Annotated in this window: 17 protein-coding genes and 1 pseudogene; 8 read left to right on the forward strand and 10 right to left on the reverse strand. The window is 64.1% G+C overall.

The annotated features are described in order from the left end of the window. Both E2583_RS00345 and E2583_RS00350 read left to right on the forward strand, forming a co-directional pair. A pseudogene (locus E2583_RS00345) lies at window positions 1–272 on the forward strand (porphobilinogen synthase); the annotation flags it as partial. Window positions 273–404: 132 nt separating this feature from the next. Further along, a complete protein-coding gene (locus tag E2583_RS00350) occupies window positions 405–1,598 on the forward strand; it encodes a magnesium transporter CorA family protein (protein ID WP_291592109.1) in 1,194 nt (397 codons plus the stop codon). A gap of 165 nt (window positions 1,599–1,763) precedes the next feature. Here the strand turns inward: E2583_RS00350 and E2583_RS00355 are convergent, their stop codons facing one another. Beyond that, the gene (locus E2583_RS00355; protein ID WP_291592110.1) at window positions 1,764–2,456 is read right to left on the reverse strand and encodes a dienelactone hydrolase family protein; all 693 of its coding nucleotides are present in this window, start codon (window positions 2,454–2,456) and stop codon (window positions 1,764–1,766) included. A 182-nt stretch (window positions 2,457–2,638) separates the two neighbouring features. On the opposite strand from E2583_RS00355, the gene E2583_RS00360 reads away from it, so the two are divergent. Next, complete coding sequence (locus E2583_RS00360) at window positions 2,639–3,286, forward strand: MarC family protein (protein WP_291592111.1); 648 nt, start codon at window positions 2,639–2,641, stop codon at window positions 3,284–3,286. A gap of 92 nt (window positions 3,287–3,378) precedes the next feature. On the opposite strand, the gene E2583_RS00365 is transcribed toward E2583_RS00360, so the two are convergent. From E2583_RS00365 to E2583_RS00385, 5 genes are all read right to left on the reverse strand, one after another. Then, the gene (locus E2583_RS00365) at window positions 3,379–3,876 is read right to left on the reverse strand and encodes a hemerythrin domain-containing protein (protein WP_291592112.1); all 498 of its coding nucleotides are present in this window, start codon (window positions 3,874–3,876) and stop codon (window positions 3,379–3,381) included. A 173-nt stretch (window positions 3,877–4,049) separates the two neighbouring features. Beyond that, the gene (locus E2583_RS00370; RefSeq protein WP_291592114.1) at window positions 4,050–4,733 is read right to left on the reverse strand and encodes an ABC-type transport auxiliary lipoprotein family protein; all 684 of its coding nucleotides are present in this window, start codon (window positions 4,731–4,733) and stop codon (window positions 4,050–4,052) included. Window positions 4,734–4,841: 108 nt separating this feature from the next. Further along, window positions 4,842–5,786 carry an MlaD family protein gene (locus tag E2583_RS00375; protein WP_291592115.1) on the reverse strand — a complete coding sequence of 315 codons (945 nt, stop codon included), beginning with the start codon at window positions 5,784–5,786 and terminating at the stop codon, window positions 4,842–4,844. Continuing rightward, window positions 5,786–6,634 (reverse strand): ABC transporter ATP-binding protein, encoded by an 849-nt coding sequence (locus E2583_RS00380; RefSeq protein ID WP_291592117.1) that lies wholly within the window; start codon window positions 6,632–6,634, stop codon window positions 5,786–5,788. The genes E2583_RS00375 and E2583_RS00380 overlap by 1 nt, the downstream gene beginning before the upstream one ends. Window positions 6,635–6,772: 138 nt before the next feature. Beyond that, entirely contained in the window at window positions 6,773–7,900 is a 1,128-nt protein-coding gene (locus E2583_RS00385) for an ABC transporter permease (protein ID WP_291592119.1), read from the reverse strand. A 313-nt stretch (window positions 7,901–8,213) separates the two neighbouring features. On the opposite strand from E2583_RS00385, the gene E2583_RS00390 reads away from it, so the two are divergent. Both E2583_RS00390 and E2583_RS00395 read left to right on the forward strand, forming a co-directional pair. Further along, window positions 8,214–9,881: a GMC family oxidoreductase gene (locus E2583_RS00390; RefSeq protein WP_291592120.1), complete on the forward strand. Its 1,668-nt coding sequence runs from the start codon at window positions 8,214–8,216 to the stop codon at window positions 9,879–9,881. Between the two features lie 575 nt (window positions 9,882–10,456). Continuing rightward, a complete protein-coding gene (locus tag E2583_RS00395; RefSeq protein WP_291592122.1) occupies window positions 10,457–11,215 on the forward strand; it encodes a TSUP family transporter in 759 nt (252 codons plus the stop codon). Between the two features lie 36 nt (window positions 11,216–11,251). Here E2583_RS00395 and mrdA read toward each other — a convergent pair whose 3' ends face one another. The 4 genes from mrdA to E2583_RS00415 all read right to left on the reverse strand — a co-directional run bounded on the left by mrdA (window position 11,252) and on the right by E2583_RS00415 (window position 16,113). After that, window positions 11,252–13,204: a penicillin-binding protein 2 gene (mrdA, locus tag E2583_RS00400; protein WP_291592124.1), complete on the reverse strand. Its 1,953-nt coding sequence runs from the start codon at window positions 13,202–13,204 to the stop codon at window positions 11,252–11,254. Window positions 13,205–13,363: 159 nt separating this feature from the next. After that, window positions 13,364–13,882: a rod shape-determining protein MreD gene (mreD, locus tag E2583_RS00405; protein WP_291592125.1), complete on the reverse strand. Its 519-nt coding sequence runs from the start codon at window positions 13,880–13,882 to the stop codon at window positions 13,364–13,366. Continuing rightward, entirely contained in the window at window positions 13,879–14,904 is a 1,026-nt protein-coding gene (gene mreC / locus E2583_RS00410) for a rod shape-determining protein MreC (RefSeq protein ID WP_291592127.1), read from the reverse strand. The genes mreD and mreC overlap by 4 nt, the downstream gene beginning before the upstream one ends. Before the next feature lie 165 nt (window positions 14,905–15,069). Continuing rightward, complete coding sequence (locus E2583_RS00415; RefSeq protein WP_003059473.1) at window positions 15,070–16,113, reverse strand: rod shape-determining protein; 1,044 nt, start codon at window positions 16,111–16,113, stop codon at window positions 15,070–15,072. Between the two features lie 212 nt (window positions 16,114–16,325). Here E2583_RS00415 and gatC point away from each other — a divergent pair, with 212 nt between their 5' ends. The 3 genes from gatC to gatB are packed head-to-tail and all read left to right on the forward strand — an operon-like array spanning window position 16,326 to window position 19,619. Further along, window positions 16,326–16,625, forward strand: a complete 300-nt coding sequence (gene gatC / locus E2583_RS00420) for an Asp-tRNA(Asn)/Glu-tRNA(Gln) amidotransferase subunit GatC (RefSeq protein WP_003070403.1) — start codon at window positions 16,326–16,328, stop codon at window positions 16,623–16,625. A gap of 20 nt (window positions 16,626–16,645) precedes the next feature. Next, window positions 16,646–18,136: an Asp-tRNA(Asn)/Glu-tRNA(Gln) amidotransferase subunit GatA gene (gene gatA / locus E2583_RS00425; RefSeq protein WP_291592131.1), complete on the forward strand. Its 1,491-nt coding sequence runs from the start codon at window positions 16,646–16,648 to the stop codon at window positions 18,134–18,136. 25 nt (window positions 18,137–18,161) lie between these two features. Beyond that, a complete protein-coding gene (gatB, locus tag E2583_RS00430) occupies window positions 18,162–19,619 on the forward strand; it encodes an Asp-tRNA(Asn)/Glu-tRNA(Gln) amidotransferase subunit GatB (RefSeq protein WP_291592132.1) in 1,458 nt (485 codons plus the stop codon). The last annotated feature ends 19 nt before the right edge of the window (window positions 19,620–19,638 follow it).

The raw sequence follows: 19,638 nt of genomic DNA on the forward strand, positions 1-19,638 counted from the left end.
AGGACATCGCCGAAGGCGCGGACATGGTCATGGTCAAGCCCGGCATGCCGTATCTGGACGTGGTGCGCCGCGTCAAGGACGAGTTCAAGGTGCCGACCTTCGCCTACCAGGTCTCCGGCGAATACGCCATGCTCAAGGCCGCTGCCGCCAACGGCTGGCTCGATCATGACGCCGTCATGATGGAGGCCCTGCTGGCCTTCAAGCGCGCCGGCGCCGACGGCATCCTGACCTACTTTGCCATCGACGCCGCCAGAAAGCTGCGCGGCCTGTAACAAAATTGATAGCTATCAGCGCATGTCAATCTTGCGTTTGAAGGCATTTCAGGCATGATCTGACGGCCCGGCCTGCTGACCCGGGCCGTTTCTGCATCCGCTTTCGCACTGACATCGAGGCTGCCAACTCCCATGCGCGTGCTGCATATCTCTCCCCTCTATGCCCAGCCTGTTGACGGGCTGCCCACACAGGCGGCGACAACGGGGTTTTACTGGGTCTCCTGCACGCGCTCTGAGCTGGAGGCTCAGTTGCCCGCCATCCAGACCATGCTGGCCAGGCTGGGCGGCTCAGCCCTCGTGGACCTGCATGTCTCCGACCTGCTCAATCCTGCCATCCCTTCCAATTACGACTACACCTCGGTGTACGACGTGCTGGTGTTCCGGCGCCTGGCCAACGCCCATCTGCCTCCGCTCAACGGCAGCCATGCCTCGCCCGCGCCTGCCGTGGCAGCACCGCCTATCCTGGCGGCCGGCACCGGCAGTGCGGCATCCAGCGCCCCGCCGCCATCCCACAGCCTGGCCCACAGCGGCCAGCGCGAAGCGCCGGTGCTGCAGCGTGTGGAAACCCAGCCCGTGGGCTTTGCGCTCTATGACCAGATTCTGCTGTCCGTGCACCCTGACGGCTGCTTTGTGGTGGAAAACTTCTGGCAGCGCCTGATCTCCGGGCCCGCCAAGACCGACGGCCGGCAGGCCAGCAGCAAAATGCCCGCGGAGCCTGCGGACCTGATGCTGCGCATGGTCAACAGCATGGTGGACGGCTACCTGGACCTGCGCCGCACGCTGACGCGCCAGATCGACCATTGGCAGATGGCACTGCTCAAGCCCGACAAGCGCTTCAGCAACTGGGCCAGCGTGCTCGATGTACGCCTGGCACTGCACCAGCTCGACGAAATCTGCGAAGACCAGCGCGCCGCCGTGCAGGACTGGACCGAGGCGCTGGAGGGCTGGCCACCCGAGCACACCCCCGCGCGCCAGCACGAGCGCGAGCTGCTGCGTGTGCGCTCGCGCGACGTGCTCGAACATATCGAGCGCGTGACCCACCACATCCATCGCATGGAGCAAAGCGCCGAGACCGCCGTCCAGATGCACTTTTCGGCCCAGAGCAACCGCGCCAACGACATCATGCGCACGCTGACCACGGTGACGGCCATCTTTCTGCCGCTGAACCTGATTGCCGGCATCTTCGGCATGAACTTCGAGTTCATACCGTTCGTGCACAAGAAGGACGGCTTCATCTGGGCCCTGGTCGCCATGGTGATCATCACCGTGGTGCTCGTGGCCTATTTCTGGCGCAGGCGCTATCTGGAAAGCGAAGAAAAAGAATGACCCCCTGAGGCGCTTCCGCGCCTTCCCCCAAGGGGGACGACATCCTCGCTGCGCGGCGGCGCTTGCTTGATGTCTCTGATGGGGGACCGCCCAGCGGCAACGGGCTTTAGATAAAAACAGCTACTTGCGCTTATATATCAAGCACAAGCAGCTATTGTTTTTATATCAACCCAGGTGCTGGGCGAAGAAGGCCAGAGTGCGCTCACCTGCCAACGCTGCAGCGGCTTCGTTGTAGGAGCCGCGCTGGTCGCAGTTGAAGCCGTGATCGGCTTCGTAGACATGGACTTCCACCTTGGGTTGAGCCTTCCCGAAGGCTTCGACGGACTCCAGCGAGATGTAGTGATCCTTGCTGCCGAAGTGGGCCAGCACCGGGCACAGCGCCTGACGGCTGGCTTCCAGCTCGCCCGTCATGCCGCCGCCGTAATAGCAGACTGCCGCCGAAACACTGGCCAGATTGCAGGCCGAGCGCCAGGTCATCAGGCCGCCCCAGCAAAAGCCCACCACGCCGATCTTGCCGCCGGGCACCAGCGTCGCGGCATGGGCCACCGCCGCCTCCACATCGCGCAGCGCTCCCGGCGCAGGCAAGGCTTCCACCGCCGTCTTCAGGGCAACGCCTGCCTTCATGTCGTCTTCGCCATAGCCCAGCTCCACATCGGGCTTGACGCGGGCGAACATGGCGGGAGCCACGGCTACATACCCCTGGGCAGCATAGCGATCTGCCACGGAACGGATATGCGAGTTCACGCCAAAGATCTCCTGCAGCACCACGATGGCACCGCATGCCTGGCCCTCGGGCATGGCCACATAAGCGGGGATTTTTGCGCCATCCACGGCCGTCAGTTCAACAAAGCTGCCCATTGCGAAGCTCCTTAACATGATTCAAAAGAGAAATCCGCGACGCGGCCGCCAGCAATGCTGTAATGGTTGCTGCCGCGTCGACGGTCCGCTCATTTTTTCACAGGAGTGTTCATGCCAGCCATTCCAACCCCACAACAGGCCGACAGTCGCAAGAAGCCCCTCATCCCCGGAGGCGAGCTGTAATGGATCTCAAGCCACTGATCACCCTGGTCGCCATCATCAACCCGCTGGCCATTGTTCCGTTCTTCATCCACTACACGGCCGGCTTCAACGCCGAGCAGCGCTGGCAGACCATTCGTACCGCCGCCTTTGCCGCATTCTGCGTGATTGCAGTCTGTGCGTTGCTGGGGTTGCAGATTCTGCAGTTCTTCAACATCTCCCTGCAGAGCTTTCAGGTCGGCGGCGGCCTGCTTCTGCTCATCAGCGCGATGAACATGCTCAACGCCCGGCCCGCCGAAGACCGGCCCAACAACGCCACGCTGGCAGCCGGCGTCGAGAAGGCCGCCGAAGGCAACAGCATTGCCGTCGTGCCGCTGACCATCCCCCTGCTGACCGGGCCTGCCGCCATGTCCACCGTGGTGATCTATGCCGATCAGGCGCGCACCGTCTGGCAGCATGTGGCGCTGGTCGGCTACGGCGTGGTGGTGGCTGCCGCCATCATGCTGTGCTTTTCACTGGCCCATCCGATTGCCCGCGTGCTGGGCAAGACCGGCATCAATGTGATGACCCGGCTCATGGGCCTGATCCTGGCCGCTCTGGCCATCGAGGTGATGGCGGGAGGCCTGGTCAAGATATTCCCCATCCTGGCCTCACCGGCGATCTACCCTTGACCCCCTGAGCGGTTGCACCGCGTCGCGGGGGACGGCAGCTTCGCTGCGCGGAGGCGCTTGCTCGCTGTCTTCCGCCTCAGCGCGTGTCTGCTTCAGGCAGTGGCCGCTTCCATTTTTTCAGCTTCACCGCAGGCACCACCACAGCCGGTGATGGGCTCTGCAGGCAACGCATCGGGCATCAGCACCGCGCCGGTCACCGGGTCAAAGCCTGCGCGGCGCATATGCAGGGCCAGGGCGGCGTCCATGTTCTGTGCATGGTGACTGAACCAGGGCCCCAGCTCGGCCGCCATATGGCGGATGGTGGCCAGATCGCCCTGCCCTCCCTTGGCGGCCCCCTCGCGCAGGACGGCCAGCACCACCTTGTGCTGCTGGCTGTGGCAGTTGCCTGTGGCAAATCCCGTGGTCTGCATCCAGCGATCCTCCTGATCGAAGTGCTGCTGGGTGTGGGCAATCAGCGCGTCCCAGAGCCCGCACAGTTGCTCGTCGGCGGCAGCCTCCACCTCGGCCAGCAGGGTCACGAACTCCTCATGCACCGCATCCATGACGGGAAAATCCAGGATGAGGGCGGCATTCCATTCGAGGCTGGCCATGGCAGTTCCTTGTGCGAGTTGGAGGAACTGGCAGCTTAAGAACAAGACCGCTCCCAGCCATTGACCCACATCAGCAAATCATTGGCCTGCCTGCCTCGAAAAATGGCCCGACATCCCCAAAGCCCTGCAGGGCCGGGCTTTGCGGGCGATCCCGCCTCGGAGGGCAGGACGACCTAGCGCCCGTACCCCTTCAGCCAGCGGCTGATCTGGGCCGCCGCCTCATCCACCGCACGCGCCATGGCCTGGGCACCTCCGGCCGCGTCGGCGGCACTCGAGGGCATGTCGACCGTGAACACCTTCTGGCCCAGCAACTGGTTGCCCGCGCTCTCTCCGGCACCAATCAGGCTGGCACTCAGGCGCAGCACCGCACGGCTGCTGCTGGCACTGTCAAAGACCTGGCTGAACTCGTCCACCGTCACGCGCAACTGCGCAATCGAGCGCTTGTCGGACAACACGGCACGGACATTGTCCTTGCCCGAAAGCACGGGACGCTCCAGCCCCAGACGCATGCGCAGGCGCTGCTCCACCATCTGGGCCGGAGGCAGGCTCCAGCGCGCGTTCTGGTAGGCACGCAGTTGCTGGCTGTCGCTGTAGTTCAGGCGGTAGAACATGGATGTCAAGCCCTCGGGCAGCCCCGGAGCCTGGACTTCGGCCAGCACCAGCGGCACCGGAGCGACGGACGACGCGGCCGCAGTTGCGACCGGCAATGCGATATCGGTCATGCCCAGGTCATAGCGTACCGGCTGTGTGGGCGCCGTGGGCAGGCCTGAGCAGGCGGCCAGTGCCAGCACCAGAGAAGAAGCGCCCAGCAATCGCCATGCTCCGCAGCCTGCGAGTGAAACCTTGGTGTCTGCCATGTTTATTCCTTTAGGTCTGACGCAAACGGGAAGGGGCAACGGGAATTTCCATCGTCAAAGAACACTCTGCCCGGTCCGATGTGCGCGAATCATGTCCTTGTTTCCGATTCACTTCGGAGCCACAAAACCGGGTTCGCCGGGGCCAGGCAGGCCCAGGCCCTGGCCGTAGATGACGGACTGGGGGTTGTCGTTGAAGCGACCCGCTGCAGCGCCCATGGTGCGCGCCGCCCGCGAGACATCGTCGGCCGCGCCGTTCATGCGCGGCAGGGTGCTGCGCCCCAATGACTCAGCCGCCTGCGACAGGGCCTGCGTGCCCTCGGCAATCTGCTGCAGCGGGCCGTCGGGCGCATTCACCTTGCGCACGGTCTGCTGCAGATCGGTCGCCACGCCCGTGGCGGCATTGCCGGCCTTGGTCAGGGACTGCAGGGTCTGGTGCGCATCCGCCGTGAGCTGAGGAAAGTCCTTGGCGGTCTTGTTCATGGTCTCGGCCAGATCCTTGATCCCGCCGGATGCTGCGGCGATATTGTCCAGCGCCGCACTCACCCGCTTCTGGTTGTCCTCTCCCAGCATGGCATTGAGACGGCGTGAAATTTCGTCAACCCGCTCCAGCAACACCGGCCCCTGGTCGGCCAGCATGTTCAAGGGAGAGGACTTCATGGGCAGGCGCGGCAGGCCGCCGGGGCCGGGCTTGAGCGGCTGCGAGGCCCGGCTGTCATCATCGAGCTGGATATGGGCCAGACCTGTCACCCCCTGATAGCCCAGCTGGGCATAGGTGGCCGGCGTGACAGGCGTGTCCTCGCCCACGGCGATGCGAATCAGCACATTGCCGGGGATCTGCGGGTCAAAGCCGATGCGCACGACCTTGCCCACGGGCACGCCCTTGTAGCGCACCGTGGCCTGGGGCTGCAGGCCGCTGACACCGTCCTTGGTGGACATTTCGTAGAGCTGGTATTCGCGGTTGTCGCGCGTCAGCCAGACGGCCAGCCCTGCCAGCAGGGCCGCAACCACCAGCACAAAGATGCCGGCAGCCATGGCATGGGACTTGTTTTCCATCAGCGTTCCTCTGCGGCCGCGCCGCCTTGCACCGGGGCCATGGCACGGCGGCCACGCTCTCCCTGGAAAAAATGTTCGATAAACGGGTGCTTGATCTGGGCCACATCGCGCGGCGCTCCGGTGAACAGCACTTTTTTCTCGGCCAGCACGGCCACGCGCGTGGACAGCGCGAACAGCGTATCCAGGTCGTGGGTGACCATGATCACGGTCAGGCCCAGCTCGGCATGGATATCGCGCAGCAGCTCGCAGAACTCGTCAGAGCCCTTGGGGTCCAGTCCGGCGGTGGGTTCGTCCAGCAGCAGCAGCGGCGGATCCATCATCAGCGCACGCGCCAGCGCCACACGCTTGATCATGCCGCCAGACAGGTCTGCGGGCATGCGCGAGGCATGTTCCGGCTTGAGGCCCACCATCTGCAGCTTGACCATGGCCGCATCGCGCACCACGGCATCGGGCAGGGTGCCCTGCTCTCTCAGCGCAAAGGCGATGTTGTCCAGCACATTGAAGGCCGAATACAGTGCCCCTTGCTGGAACAGCATGCCCACCTGACTCGCCGCCAGCTCGCCGCTGATGACCTCGCGCGAGGGCCGACCGTCCACGGACACCGTGCCGCGCGAAGGCGAAAGCAGGCCGAGGATCTGGCGCAGCAGCACGGTCTTGCCCGTGCCGGAGCCCCCCACCAGGGCCAGGATCTCGCCCGGGTAGACATCGAAATTCAGGTCCTGGTGAACGGCAAAGCGCGACTCGCCCTCGCCAAACTCGGTCCACAGGTCCACCGCCTGCACCAGGGGCTTCACATCCTGCGGCGGCGCGTATTCGCCCACGGCCCCCTCGATACGGCGGTTCTGCATCACCTCTGTCATTGGCCTGCCCCCCGCACCATGAGGCTGGCGCAACCCAAGCCAGAGATGCCGAGCAAGGGCCGCACCGCAGCGAGGGTGTCGTCCCCCTTGGGGGAAGTGGCGAAGCCGCGCAGGGGGTAGTTCATCCTAAAAGCCCACGTTTCTGAAGAGGATGGCGAAGATGGCATCCACGATGATCACCATGGTGATGGAAGACACCACGGCGGCCGTGGTGCCGCGCCCCAGGCTCTGGGTATTGGGCTCCACCTGCAAGCCCCAGTGACAGCCGATCAGGGCAATCAGCACGCCGAACACCACGGACTTGCCCATGGCCAGCACCAGATTGCCGACCTTCACGGCCGCAGGCAGGCTCTGCACGAAGTAGGACGGGGTGATGTCCATGGTCAGGTCGGCCGCGACCATGCCCCCGGCCAGGGCCGCCAGGATGGTCCACAGGGCCACCAGCGGCATGGACACGGCCAGCGCCAGCGCACGCGGCAGCACCAGCCGGTAGCCCTGGGAGATGCCCATGACCTGCATGGCATCGAGTTCCTCGGTCACGCGCATCACGCCGATCTGTGCCGTGATCGCCGAGCCGCTGCGCCCCGCCACCAGAATGGCCGCCAGCAGCGGCCCCAGCTCCCGGATCAGTGAAATGCCCAGAATATTGACGATAAAGGACTCCGCCCCGAACTGGCGCAGCTGCAAAGCCATCAGATAGGCCAGCACCACGCCGATCAGAAAGCCCACCAGGGCCGTGATCGGCAGCGCCGTCGCGCCGGTCGCATAAAGATGTCCCGAAATGTCGCGCCAGGGGCCGCGCAGGGGATTGCGCAGCAGTCGCAGGCAATCCAGCAGCAACTGACCGACCAGCCGGATCAGATTGGCAAAGTGCCCGCAGGCATCGATCACCATCTGGCCCAGCTGATTGATCTCGCACATCCAGCCCGAGGGCTCGGGCTTGGGCTCGGGCACCTCGCTGAATCGCGCCACTCGCTCCAGCATGGATCGCTGGTTTGGGGTTGTCAGCAAGTGCGTTGGCCAGGCCTTGTCCCACTGCTCCCACAGCAGCTGCGCGCCGATATGGTCCAACCAGACCATTTGCTGCAAATCCCAGGCCGCATCCTTGGGCACCGCCTTGATCTGCGGAGCCAGATGACGCCAGATACGGCGGTCGCCCAGCTCGGCAGCACTCCAGCGGCCCGCAGGCACGGCCCATCGCAGACCATCACGGGACTGCAGAGGACATTGAGGTAGTTGGTCTGGGCTGGGCAAAGAAAAGCTTCCTAAGACATGAGGGAGACAGGCTGGCCGCAGGGGGCAGCATAACGCGCTCGGCAAGGAGCATGCCAAACGCGGTACGTAGGCCACAGCCGCATGCCTCGCAATGATAGCGTTGCAATTTTTATCAAAAACTTGTGGAAATCAAAACTGGCATTGCATCGGCAGCTTCCAAAACAGGAGTGTGCGAGCGCTTTCCCTCTCGACACTGCCAAGGTCATCGCACCTAATCAACAGGCCTTTTTGCCCATGACTGCCTGAAGGTATGGCCTGTTCGCCAAGCCATACCCGGCCTTTTGATCTGCCCATGAGTGACACCCAGTTCGACTACATCGTCATCGGCGGCGGCACCGCAGGTTCGCTGCTGTGCAACCGTCTCACCCGCAACAAGAATCACCGGGTTCTGCTGATCGAGGCCGGCGGCAAGGATGACTACCACTGGATCCACATCCCAGTCGGCTACCTCTATTGCATCGGCAACCCGCGCACCGACTGGCTCTATCAGACCGAGCCCGACCCCGGCCTCAACGGCCGCCGCCTGCGCTACCCGCGCGGCAAGACGCTGGGTGGCTGCTCCAGCATCAACGGCATGATCTACATGCGCGGTCAGGCCCGCGACTACGAGCAATGGGCAGAGCTGACCGGCGACGACACCTGGCGCTGGGAGCAGGTGCTGCCGGCCTTCCGGCAACATGAGGACCATTGGCGCCTGGACGCAGGAGGCGACGCCAGCGAGGAGTTCCGGCGCCTGCACGGTAGCCTGAGCACCGGCGGCAGCGGCGAATGGCGGGTGGAGAAGCAGCGCTTGCGCTGGGACATCCTCGACGCCTTTGCCCAGGCCGCGCAGCAGGCCGGCATCCCCGCCACCGACGATTTCAACCGGGGCTGCAACGAAGGCGTGGGCTATTTCGAGGTCAACCAGAAATCAGGCCTGCGCTGGAACACGGCCAAGGCCTTTCTGCGCCCCACCTGCTATGGCCGCCCCAACTTCGAGATGTGGACCCGCGCCCAGGTATGCCGGCTGCTTCTGGAGGATCTGCCGGACGGCGGCCAGCGCTGCACCGGAGCCGAAGTCTGGACCGGCCAGGAGATGGTCACGGTGCAGGCCGGCTGCGAAGTGCTGCTCTGTGCAGGCGCGGTGAACTCGCCGCATATCCTTCAGCTGTCGGGCCTAGGCCCCGGTGAACTGCTGCAGCGCCATGGCGTGGCCGTGCGCCGCGACCTGCCCGGTGTGGGTTCCAATCTGCAGGATCACCTGCAAATTCGTTCGGTCTACAAGGTGCACAACGCAAAGACGCTCAACACCATGGCCGGCAGTCTCTGGGGCAAGGCAGCCATCGCACTCGAATACGCGCTGCGGCGCAGCGGCCCCATGAGCATGGCACCCTCGCAGCTCGGTGCCTTCACGCGTAGCGACCCGGCTCGGGCCCACCCGAATCTGCAATACCACGTGCAACCGCTGTCGCTGGACGCCTTCGGCGAGCCCCTGCATGACTTTGCCGCCTTCACGGCCAGCGTCTGCAACCTCAACCCCGGCAGCCGCGGCACGGTGCAGCTGCAAAGTGCCGACTTCCGCCAGGCGCCGGCCATTGCGCCCAATTACCTCTCCACGGCCGAAGACCGGCAGGTGGCGGCCGACAGTCTGCGCGTCACGCGCCGCATCGTCAGCCAGCCCGCGCTCGCACCCTTCCGGCCAGAGGAGTTCAAGCCCGGACGGCAATACCAGAGCGACGAAGATCTGGCACGCCTGGCCGGCGACATCGCCACCACCATCTTCCATCCCGTGGGGACGACCAAGATGGGGCGCGCCGACGACCCGATGGCGGTGCTGGACAGCCGCTTCAGGGTGCGCGGCGTGCAGGGTCTGCGCGTGGTCGATGCCGGTGCCATGCCCACCATCACCAGCGGCAATACCAACAGCCCCACGCTGATGATGGCCGAAAAGGCCGCGGAATGGATTCGTGCCGCCGCCTGAAAAGCGGCCGCTGAAAGACCCAGTGATTCACTGTGAAAAGCCGGTTCGCCCCCCGAAAGCCGTCGCCGCAGCAACCATCCGCTGTGGGCGGAAAATTTCCGCCCGGCGGCATGAGGCCCACAACAAGGTCTTCTGAGATCTTTTGCTTATAAGCAAATGACGCTATTGTTTTTAAAAAATCTCCAAACCGATCAGGATGTCACAAAACTTTCCGATTCATTTGTCAGACGTTTTTGATATAACCCAAGGGAATTCCCCAATGCACCACACAGGTGCAGCCCTTACATTCTCGTCACTCTCGCTGCTCCACGAAGCAGCATGGAGGGCCGAGGAGACAACTCGACACAACCAGACCTATACACATAAAAGCATCAAAGATGCGTTCAAAAGCGCCCCTCAGCGGGCGCTTTTTTTATGCCGGCGCACAAGCTTGGGGCGGCGGTGCGACAATGCCGGCGCCAACTTCGGGCGTTCACAACCGCCCTCTGCCGGCTTCTTCATCCCGCCTTCAGCAGCGCCGCCCCTGCGGCGACCGGCGCTGCATACGGCATGCACCAATTGCAGGCATTTGCTCCATGGAATGGATTCTTGTTTCCCTCGCCTCGGCCATGGCCGGGTTTGTTGACGCCATCGTGGGAGGCGGCGGACTGATTCTGGTGCCCGCCATGTTTGCAGCCTTCCCTACCACCACGCCCGCCACACTGTTCGGCACCAACAAGAGCGCCGCCGTCTGGGGCACGGCCATTTCCGCCTGGCAGTACAGCAAGCGCGTGCACATCACCTGGGCGACGCTGCTGCCCGCCATCGGCACGACGCTGGTGGGCGCTTTTCTGGGTGCCTGGGCGGTGACGCTGATCTCGCCCGATTTTCTGCGCAAGCTGCTGCCCTTCATCCTGCTGGGCGTGCTGGGCTACACCCTGGCCAAAAAAGAGCTGGGCCGCGACCACGAGCCGCGCCTGGCAGCCCGCACCGAGATGCTGACCGCCAGCGCCATCGGTCTGCTGATCGGTTTCTACGACGGCTTCTTCGGCCCAGGCACGGGCAGCTTCTTCGTGTTCCTGTTCGTTCGCCTGCTGGGCTATGACTTCCTCAACGCTTCGGCCAGCGCCAAGCTGCTGAACCTGGCTTCCAACGCCGCGGCACTGCTGCTGTTCACGCTCAAGGGCCATGTCTGGTGGCACTTTGCCATCCCGCTGGCCGTGGCCAATGTGCTGGGCAGCATGCTGGGCACCTGGATGGCCTTGCGCCACGGCACGGGCTTTGTGCGCACGATTTTCATCGGCGTGGTCAGCCTGCTGATCCTCAAAACGGGTTATGACGCATTCCTGCGCTGAACCCCTTCAAGGCATGCGTAACCAGCGCTCAATACATCAGGGCGCTGTCTCGTCGTCGGACAGCACCGGGATGTCTTCCACACGGCGCGGCGTGCCTATCGGAGCGCCCGCCTTGCCCTGGCGCACGGCAGCGATATCTGCCTCGCTCGGATAGTTGCCCACCAGCCAGTAGTCCAGGATGCGGCGCGCGATGGGTGCGGCAGCTGCCGCACCGAAGCCGGCGTTTTCCACAATCACCGCCACGGCAATCCTGGGTGCCTCTGCGGGCCCGTAGGCGATATAGAGCGAATGGTCGCGCTGATACTCGGCCAGACGCGCAGCGTTGTATTTTTCCTTCTGGCCCACGCTCACGGCCTGGGCCGTACCGGTCTTGCCGCCCGACAGATAGCTGGCACTGCCAAAGACACCACGCCCCGTGCCTCCGGTCACCACGCCCACCATGCCCCGCTTGACGGCATCGACATTGCTCTGCTTGAAGCCCAGGTTGACGGGCGCCGGCTGAACAATCGGCGTTCTCACGCCGGTCACGGAGTCGATCAGCTCCTTGCCCACATGGGGTGTGAAGCTCAGGCCGTTGTTGACCAGCGTGGCCAGCGCATGCGAGAGCTGGAGGATGGTGAAATTGTTGTAGCCCTGACCGATCCCCAGAGAAATCGTCTCGCCCGCAAACCATTGCTGCTGCGCGGCACGTTTGTAGGTCTTGCGCTTCCACTCCTTGCTGGGCAGCACACCGCGCACCTCGCCGGGCAGGTCGATGCCGGTGATCTGGCCAAAGCCCAGCGGCTTCATGAAGTCGTGAATCGCATCCACCCCCATCTCGTTGGCCAGGGTGTAAAAATAGACATTGCTGGAGTGCTGGATGGCACGCGCCAGATCCACCGGCCCCAGCGCGTGGCCGGAGCGGAAGGTGTGGCCGCCGAACGTCCAGGAGCCGCCGTCCTGAATCACCGTGCCCGGCGTGCGCTTGCCGGTCTCTATGCCCGCCAGACCCATGAAGGGCTTGTAGGTCGAACCCACGGGATAGGTACCGCGCAGGGAACGGTTGAGCAAGGGACGGTCCAGCGATTCGTTGAGCGCCTTCCAGCTCTCCTGGTCGATGCCGTCGACGAACAGATTGGGGTCGTAGGTGGGCTTGCTAACCATGGCCAGCACCTCGCCATTGCGGGGGTCCATGGCGATGGCCACGCCGCGGCGATTGCCGTAGAGGTCTTCCACCATCTTCTGCAGCTTGATATCCACCGACAACTGCAGGCTGTGTCCCGGCGTGGCAGGACGACTGCCCAGACGACGCACGGCATGGCCTCCCGCCGAGGTCTCCATTTCCTCCCAGCCGGTCTGACCGTGCAGTTGCAGCTCGTAGCTTTTTTCGGCGCCCAGCTTGCCCATGACCTCGGTGCCGCGGTAGTTGGCAGCATCGTCGGAATCTTCAATCTCTTCTTTTTCCCTTTGATTGATGCGACCGATGTATCCGATCAGATGGCTGCCGGTTTCCTTGAGCGGGTAGGTGCGGAACAGCCTCGCCTTGATGTCCACGCCCGGAAAGCGATAGCGCTGGGCGGCGAACCTGGCGACTTCCTCGTCCGTCAGACGTGAGCGGATCGGAATGGATTCAAAGCTCTTGGAGTCGTCCATGAGCCGCTTGAACTTGCGCCGGTCGCGCGGCGTGATCTCCAAGATCTCGGAGAGTCCGTCGATGGTCTCGTCCAGATCCTCGACCTTGGAGCGCGTGATCTCCAGCGTGTAGGCCGAGTAATTGGTGGCCAGAACCACGCCGTTGCGGTCCAGGATCTGGCCGCGATTGGGCACGATGGGAACCACTGCCGTGCGATTGCTCTCTGCTCGCTCGGCAAACTCCTCGTGGCGCTCCACCTGCAGCACCAGCAGGCGCCAGACCAGCAGGCAAAACGCCAGAAACACCACACCGCCCATGACAATCGCACGCATGCGAAAGCGCTGCAGCTCGACTTCGGTGTTACGGATCTCCATCATGCGACGACCCCAGCCAACACTGCCGCCCCGCATGCGCTGCGCCACCGGCGTGCCTCAGCCCAAAGACAGCGAGCAAGGGCCGTCCCGCAGCGGGGCTGTCGTCCGCCCCCGCGAAGCGAGAGGGAGCCAGGCGCGAGGCGACTCAGGAGGGAATGCATCTCACAGAGGACGGTTTTCATCACTGTCGGGAGCACGGCGCTGGGGTGCCAGCAGCAGCACGCTGACCACCGGCCACAGCAAGGTCTCGATCAGCGGAGCAATCAGAAACTCCAGACCGGGGAAGATGCCTCCCGTCGCCACGCGCAGCAGCACCTGGATGCCGTGCGCAGCGCCAAACAGCGGCAGCAGGTGCAACGCCTGCACGGGGCTCGAGAACCAGAGCAGACGGCGACTCATCCAGCCCGTCACGAAGACCAGCAAGGTGTAGGCCAGCGCATGCTGACCCAGCAGAGAGGCGCGGTCCACATCCATGATCAGACCCAGCGCAAAGGCAATGCCCAGGCCCACACGCTGCGGCTGGTTCAGACTCCAGAAGGCCAACAGCAACAGGAGCATGTCCGGCAGCCAGACGATGCGGCCCAGCGGCAGCATATTGATGGCCAGTCCGATCACCAGGGTGACGACGATGAACAGAGGGTTGACCGGCAGCAACAGCTGCTGGCCGCGCGGCATGATCATGCGGGATCCTTTGCGGGCTTCGCCGCCTTGGCCCCCGCCTTTTCAGCGGCAGCCTTCTCCCTTTCGGCAGCGGCGGCTTCTTTCTTGCCCCGCGCCCTGGCGGCACGGTCGGCCTTCTCTGCATCGGCCTTGGCCTGCATGCTGGAGGCCTCCGGATGCTCGGTGCGCCCCTGAGGCTTGAGCACCATCACATGGCGCACGCCCTGCACGCGGCCCACCGGCTCGCAATAGATGCGGGTGAAGGCCGAGTCGGCACGGCGGTCTACCGTCACCACCGTGGCCACCGGCAGGCCCAGGGGGTACAGCCCGTCAATACCACTCGTGGTCAGCAGATCGCCCACCTGCACATCGGCATTGCTGGGCATGAAGCGCAGCTCCAGGCCACCGGCGCGTGTCGAAGACGCATCGCCATAGGCCACACTGCGCGCACCGGTGCGCGGGTTGAAAACGGGAATGGCCTGATCGCGATCGATCAGCAGCGTGACCTCGGCGCGCGTCGGGTAGACACGCGTGACCTGACCGATCACGCCTTTTTCGTCGAGTACGGGCGAGCCCGGCTCGATTCCGTCGGCCTGCCCCTTGTCGATCACGACCCGGCGCGTGTAGGGATCGGGACTGTCATAGACCACCTCGGCCACCTGCCCCGGCGTGAGCGAGCGCTCGCGCAGCTCCAGCATCGAGCGCAGGTGCTCGTTCTCCTTGATCAGCTCGTCGGCCAGTTCGGCACGCTGGGCCATGACGACCAGTTCCTTGCGCGCGGCATCCTCGCGCGCTACCGCCTGCTGCTGAACCTCGGCATAGCGGCTGGCGTTCTGATAGGCCAGCACGGGCTGAGCCACCAGCCATTGCACGGGCGACAGCGCCGCCGACACGGCTGAGCGAACGGGCGTGGTGATCTTGAAACGCGCATCGGCCACCATCAAAAACAGCGCCAAGGCGCTGTAGAGGGCAAGCTGGGAAGTGCGCGAGGCCTGTTGCTTGAACAGCGATGGGGCGCGGTGGTCCAGGGTGTCCAGGCTCATGTGCGCTCCCTGGGCATGGCCGCATGCGCACGGCCTTCCAAACCAGAAGGAATGCAGAAAGAGAGCGCGGTATGCAGGCGTATCACGGACTCAGGCCCTGTTCATGGAAGTGGCTGCGGTACGCGCACTATGCCGCGTGCCGCAAAACACCACATTGCACAGCGATTAATCGCTGGTGAAGATGCTGCCCTGGCGATCCATGGTCTCCAGGGCCATGCCGCAACCGCGCACCACGCAGGTCAGCGGTTCTTCGGCCACCAGCACGGGCAGACCGGTTTCTTCGGCCAGCAGACGGTCCAGGTCGCGCAGCAGCGCGCCGCCGCCGGTCAGCATCATGCCGCGCTCGGCGATGTCGGCACCCAGCTCGGGAGGCGTCTGCTCCAGCGCGTTCTTCACTGCGGAAACGATCTGGTTGAGCGGATCGGTCAGCGCTTCCAGCACTTCGTTGGAAGAGATGGTGAAGCTGCGCGGCACGCCTTCGGACAGGTTACGACCCTTGACTTCCAGTTCCTTGACTTCGGAGCCGGGGAAGGCCGAGCCGATCTGCTTCTTGATCAGCTCTGCCGTGGGCTCGCCGATCAGCATGCCGTAGTTGCGACGGATATAGCTGATGATGGACTCGTCGAACTTGTCGCCACCGACACGCACCGAGCCCTTGTAGACCATTCCGCCCAGCGAGATCACGCCCACTTCGGTCGTGCCGCCGCCGATGTCCACCACCATGGAGCCCGAGGCCTCGGACACGGGCAGGCCCGCGCCGATGCCGGCTGCCATGGGTTCTTCGATCAGGTACACGGCCGTGGCGCCCGCCGCTTCGGCCGCGTCCTTGATGGCGCGGCGCTCGACCTGGGTGGAGCCGCAGGGAACGCAGATGATGATGCGGGGGCTGGGTGTCAGCACCGAGCGCGGGTGCACCATCTTGATGAACTGCTTGATCATCTGCTCGGTGATCACGAAGTCGGCGATCACGCCGTCCTTCATGGGACGGATCGCTTCGATGTTGCCGGGCACCTTGCCCAGCATGGCCTTGGCTTCGCGGCCGACCGCCTGGATCACCTTCTTGCCGTGGGGGCCGCCTTCGTGACGGATCGCAACCACCGAAGGTTCATCCAGAACAATGCCCTTGTCTCGGGCGAAAATCAGGGTGTTAGCTGTGCCAAGGTCAATGGCAAGGTCGGTGGAGAAGTACCGACGGAAAGCTCCGAACATTCAGGGTCCTCTCAGGCACGGCTTGCGCATCGGCTGGCCGTCGCCGGGATGTAAGGTAATGGAGTCTGGGTGGTGGGCATTTTTTGCACAATGACCAGCCGAACGGAGGTATTGCGGCAAAGCCGAGATAATACCGTATCCCCTGTGAATAACTTCTACTGTCAGGGTTAGAAACACTGCTTTACACGCGGCGGCCCTGTTAAATAATTTCTATGGCATTGAACGATCAAGACATTGCGCGCATCGCCAACTTGGCCCGCCTTGAGCTGTCGCAAGACGAAAGTAAGCGCATGCTCGCGCAACTAAACAACTTTTTCGGCATCGTCGAAAAAATGCAGGCTGTGGATACTTCAGGCGTCAGCCCTCTGTCACATCCGGTGGCAGCCATCCAGGACGTCGCCTTACGGCTACGTGACGATTTGGTAAGTGAGGGCAATAACCGCGATGCCAACATGCAAAACGCCCCTGCCGCCGAAAAGGGTTACTTCCTCGTGCCCAAGGTCATCGAATAAACGCGCGGAACCACAAGAACATGAGCCAAACCGAACTCCACCAATTGAGCGTGGCCGAGCTGGCCGCGCAACTGCGCGCCAAGCAGGTCTCCGCCACCGAAGCCGCCCAGCATTTCCTGGCCCGCGCCAAGCAGCACCAGCACCTGGGCGCTTTTGTTGCCATCGATGAAGACGCCACCCTGGCCCAGGCCCGGGCGGCCGACGCCCTGATTGCCGAAGGCAAGGGCGGCAAGCTGGCCGGCGTGCCCATCGCGCACAAGGACATCTTCGTCACCAAGGACTTCCCCACCACCGCCGCCAGCAAGATGCTGGAGGGCTACCAATCGCCGTTTGACGCCACCGTGGTGAAAAAGCTCGCCGATGCCGGCGTGGTCACGCTGGGCAAGCTCAACTGCGACGAGTTCGCCATGGGCGGCGCCAATGAGAACTCGGCCGTGGCCCCCGTGGGCTTTGATGCGGCCCAGCCCGTGCGCAACCCCTGGAACACCGAGCGCGTGCCCGGCGGCTCGTCCGGCGGCTCGGCCGCTGCCGTGGCCGCGCGTCTGGCCCCGGCCGTGACCGGCACCGACACCGGTGGCTCGATCCGACAGCCCGCATCGTTCTGCGGCATCACCGGCATCAAGCCCACCTACGGCCGCGCCAGTCGCTACGGCATGATCGCCTTTGCCTCCAGCCTCGACCAGGCCGGCCCCATGGGCCGCAGCGCCGAAGATTGCGCGCTGCTGCTCTCCGAAATGTGCGGCCCCGATCTGGACCGCGACTCCACCAGCCTGGACTACCCCGCCGAGGACTTCACTGCCCGCCTGGGTGACTCGGTCGAAGGCCTGCGCATCGGCGTGCCCGCCGAGTTCTTTGGCGAAGGCCTGTCCGACGATGTCCGCGCAGCCGTGGACGCCGCGCTCAAGGAATACGAAAAGCTGGGCGCCAGGCTGGTGCCCGTGAGCCTGCCGCGCACCGAGCTGTCCGTGCCCGTGTACTACATCCTGGCTCCGGCCGAGGCTTCGTCCAACCTCTCGCGCTTCGACGGCGTGAAGTTCGGCCACCGCGCCGCCAAGTACGAAGACCTCAACGACATGTACAAGAAGACCCGCGCCGAAGGCTTTGGCGACGAGGTCAAGCGCCGCATCATGATCGGCGCCTATGTGCTGTCCGAAGGTTATTACGACGCCTATTACCTGCAGGCGCAGAAGATCCGCCGCATGATCGCCGACGACTTCCAGGCGGCTTTCAAGGACTGCGACGTCATCGCCGGCGCGGCCGCGCCGACGACGGCCTGGGCCATCGGCGGCAAGGCCGATCCCGTGAGCAACTACCTGGCCGACATCTTCACCCTGCCGGCATCGCTGGCCGGCCTGCCCGGCCTGTCACTGCCCGCAGGCTTTGGCGACGGCGGCATGCCCGTGGGCCTGCAGCTGATCGGCAACTACTTCGGCGAAGCCCGACTGCTGAATGCGGCACACCGCTTCCAGCAGGCCACCGACTTCCACCTGCGCAGCCCCGCCGGTATTTGAGAGACGCAGGAAGGACTAGATACACATGACAGTGAAACTGATCAATGGCTATGAAGTCGTCATCGGCTTCGAGACCCACGCGCAACTGGCCACCCGCAGCAAGATTTTCAGCCGCGCCAGCACCGCCTTCGGTGCCGAGCCCAACACCCAGGCCAGCGCCGTGGATCTGGCTCTGCCCGGCACGCTGCCGGTGATGAACAAGAAGGCCGTGGAATGCGCGATCAAGCTCGGCCTGTCCCTGGGCTCGACGATTGCACCGCGCTCCATTTTCGCGCGCAAGAACTACTTCTACCCCGACTTGCCCAAGGGCTACCAGATCTCCCAGTTCGAGATCCCCGTGGTGCAGGGCGGTGAAGTCAGCTTCTATCTGGAAGAAGGCAAGAACAACGTCCTCAAGACCGTGCGCCTGGTGCGCGCCCACCTTGAGGAAGACGCCGGCAAGTCCGTGCACGACGAGTTCATCGGCCAGTCCGGCATCGACCTGAACCGCGCCGGCACGCCGCTGCTGGAAATCGTGACCGAACCGGATATCCGCTCCACTGCCGAAGCCGTGGCCTACGCCAAGGAGCTGCACAAGATCGTCACCTGGATCGGCATCTGCGACGGCAACATGCAGGAGGGCTCGTTCCGCTGCGACGCCAACGTGTCCGTGCGCAAGCCCGGCCAGCCGCTGGGCACACGCCGCGAGATCAAGAACCTGAACTCGTTCCGCAACATGCAGATCGCCATCGATTACGAAATCCTCTGGCAGATCGAGCAGCTCGAGGACGGCCACAAGATCCAGCAGGCCACCGTGCTGTTCAACCCCGACACGGGCGAGACCCGCGCCATGCGCACCAAGGAAGACGCAGCCGACTACCGCTACTTCCCCGATCCCGACCTGCCTCCTCTGGTCGTGGCGCCTGAATGGGTGGAGAAGGTCAGGGCCGAGATGCCCGAGCTGCCACGCGCCATGGCCGCGCGCTTTGTCGAGCAATACGGCCTGCCCGAGTACGACGCCACCACGCTGACGCAAAGCCAGGCCATGGCCTCCTACTTCGAAGCCGCCGCCAAGGCCTGCGGCCAGCCCAAGCTGGCCTCCAACTGGGTCATGGGCGAGATCTCGCGCCGCCTGAACATGGAAGAGATCGGCATGGACCAGGTCAAGGTCAGCGCCGAACAGCTGGGCACCCTGATCGCCCGCATCCACGGCAACGTCATCAGCAACAACTCGGCCAAGCAGGTGTTCGAAGCTCTGTGGACCGGCGAAGGCCAGGACGTGGATGCCGTGATCGATGCCAAGGATCTCAAGCAGTCCAACGACACCGGCGCACTGGAGGCCATCGTCAACGAAGTGATCGCAGCCAACCCCGCCAATGTCGAGCAATACCGCGCCGGCAAGGACAAGGCCTTCAACGCCCTGGTCGGCCAGGTCATGAAGGCTTCCAAGGGCAAGGCCAATCCCGGCCAGGTCAACGAGCTGCTCAAGGCCAAGCTGGCCTAAGCTCTCGACTCGGGCACCC

It is taken from the genome of Comamonas sp., assembly GCF_009360615.1.
Classification (GTDB): domain Bacteria; phylum Pseudomonadota; class Gammaproteobacteria; order Burkholderiales; family Burkholderiaceae_C; genus Comamonas.

What these genes read in the sequence shown, in the direction of transcription:
- mreD (WP_291592125.1), bottom strand. Translation starts at nt 13,882, where the DNA reads ATGATCATGCCGCGCGGCCAGCAGCTGTTGCTGCCGGTCAACCCTCTG.
- E2583_RS00360 (WP_291592111.1), top strand. Translation starts at nt 2,639, where the DNA reads ATGGATCTCAAGCCACTGATCACCCTGGTCGCCATCATCAACCCGCTG.
- E2583_RS00395 (WP_291592122.1), top strand. Translation starts at nt 10,457, where the DNA reads ATGGAATGGATTCTTGTTTCCCTCGCCTCGGCCATGGCCGGGTTTGTT.
- mrdA (WP_291592124.1), bottom strand. Translation starts at nt 13,204, where the DNA reads ATGATGGAGATCCGTAACACCGAAGTCGAGCTGCAGCGCTTTCGCATG.
- E2583_RS00350 (WP_291592109.1), top strand. Translation starts at nt 405, where the DNA reads ATGCGCGTGCTGCATATCTCTCCCCTCTATGCCCAGCCTGTTGACGGG.
- gatA (WP_291592131.1), top strand. Translation starts at nt 16,646, where the DNA reads ATGAGCCAAACCGAACTCCACCAATTGAGCGTGGCCGAGCTGGCCGCG.
- E2583_RS00390 (WP_291592120.1), top strand. Translation starts at nt 8,214, where the DNA reads ATGAGTGACACCCAGTTCGACTACATCGTCATCGGCGGCGGCACCGCA.
- E2583_RS00355 (WP_291592110.1), bottom strand. Translation starts at nt 2,456, where the DNA reads ATGGGCAGCTTTGTTGAACTGACGGCCGTGGATGGCGCAAAAATCCCC.
- gatB (WP_291592132.1), top strand. Translation starts at nt 18,162, where the DNA reads ATGACAGTGAAACTGATCAATGGCTATGAAGTCGTCATCGGCTTCGAG.
- E2583_RS00415 (WP_003059473.1), bottom strand. Translation starts at nt 16,113, where the DNA reads ATGTTCGGAGCTTTCCGTCGGTACTTCTCCACCGACCTTGCCATTGAC.
- E2583_RS00380 (WP_291592117.1), bottom strand. Translation starts at nt 6,634, where the DNA reads ATGCAGAACCGCCGTATCGAGGGGGCCGTGGGCGAATACGCGCCGCCG.
- E2583_RS00375 (WP_291592115.1), bottom strand. Translation starts at nt 5,786, where the DNA reads ATGGAAAACAAGTCCCATGCCATGGCTGCCGGCATCTTTGTGCTGGTG.
- mreC (WP_291592127.1), bottom strand. Translation starts at nt 14,904, where the DNA reads ATGAGCCTGGACACCCTGGACCACCGCGCCCCATCGCTGTTCAAGCAA.
- E2583_RS00370 (WP_291592114.1), bottom strand. Translation starts at nt 4,733, where the DNA reads ATGGCAGACACCAAGGTTTCACTCGCAGGCTGCGGAGCATGGCGATTG.
- E2583_RS00365 (WP_291592112.1), bottom strand. Translation starts at nt 3,876, where the DNA reads ATGGCCAGCCTCGAATGGAATGCCGCCCTCATCCTGGATTTTCCCGTC.
- gatC (WP_003070403.1), top strand. Translation starts at nt 16,326, where the DNA reads ATGGCATTGAACGATCAAGACATTGCGCGCATCGCCAACTTGGCCCGC.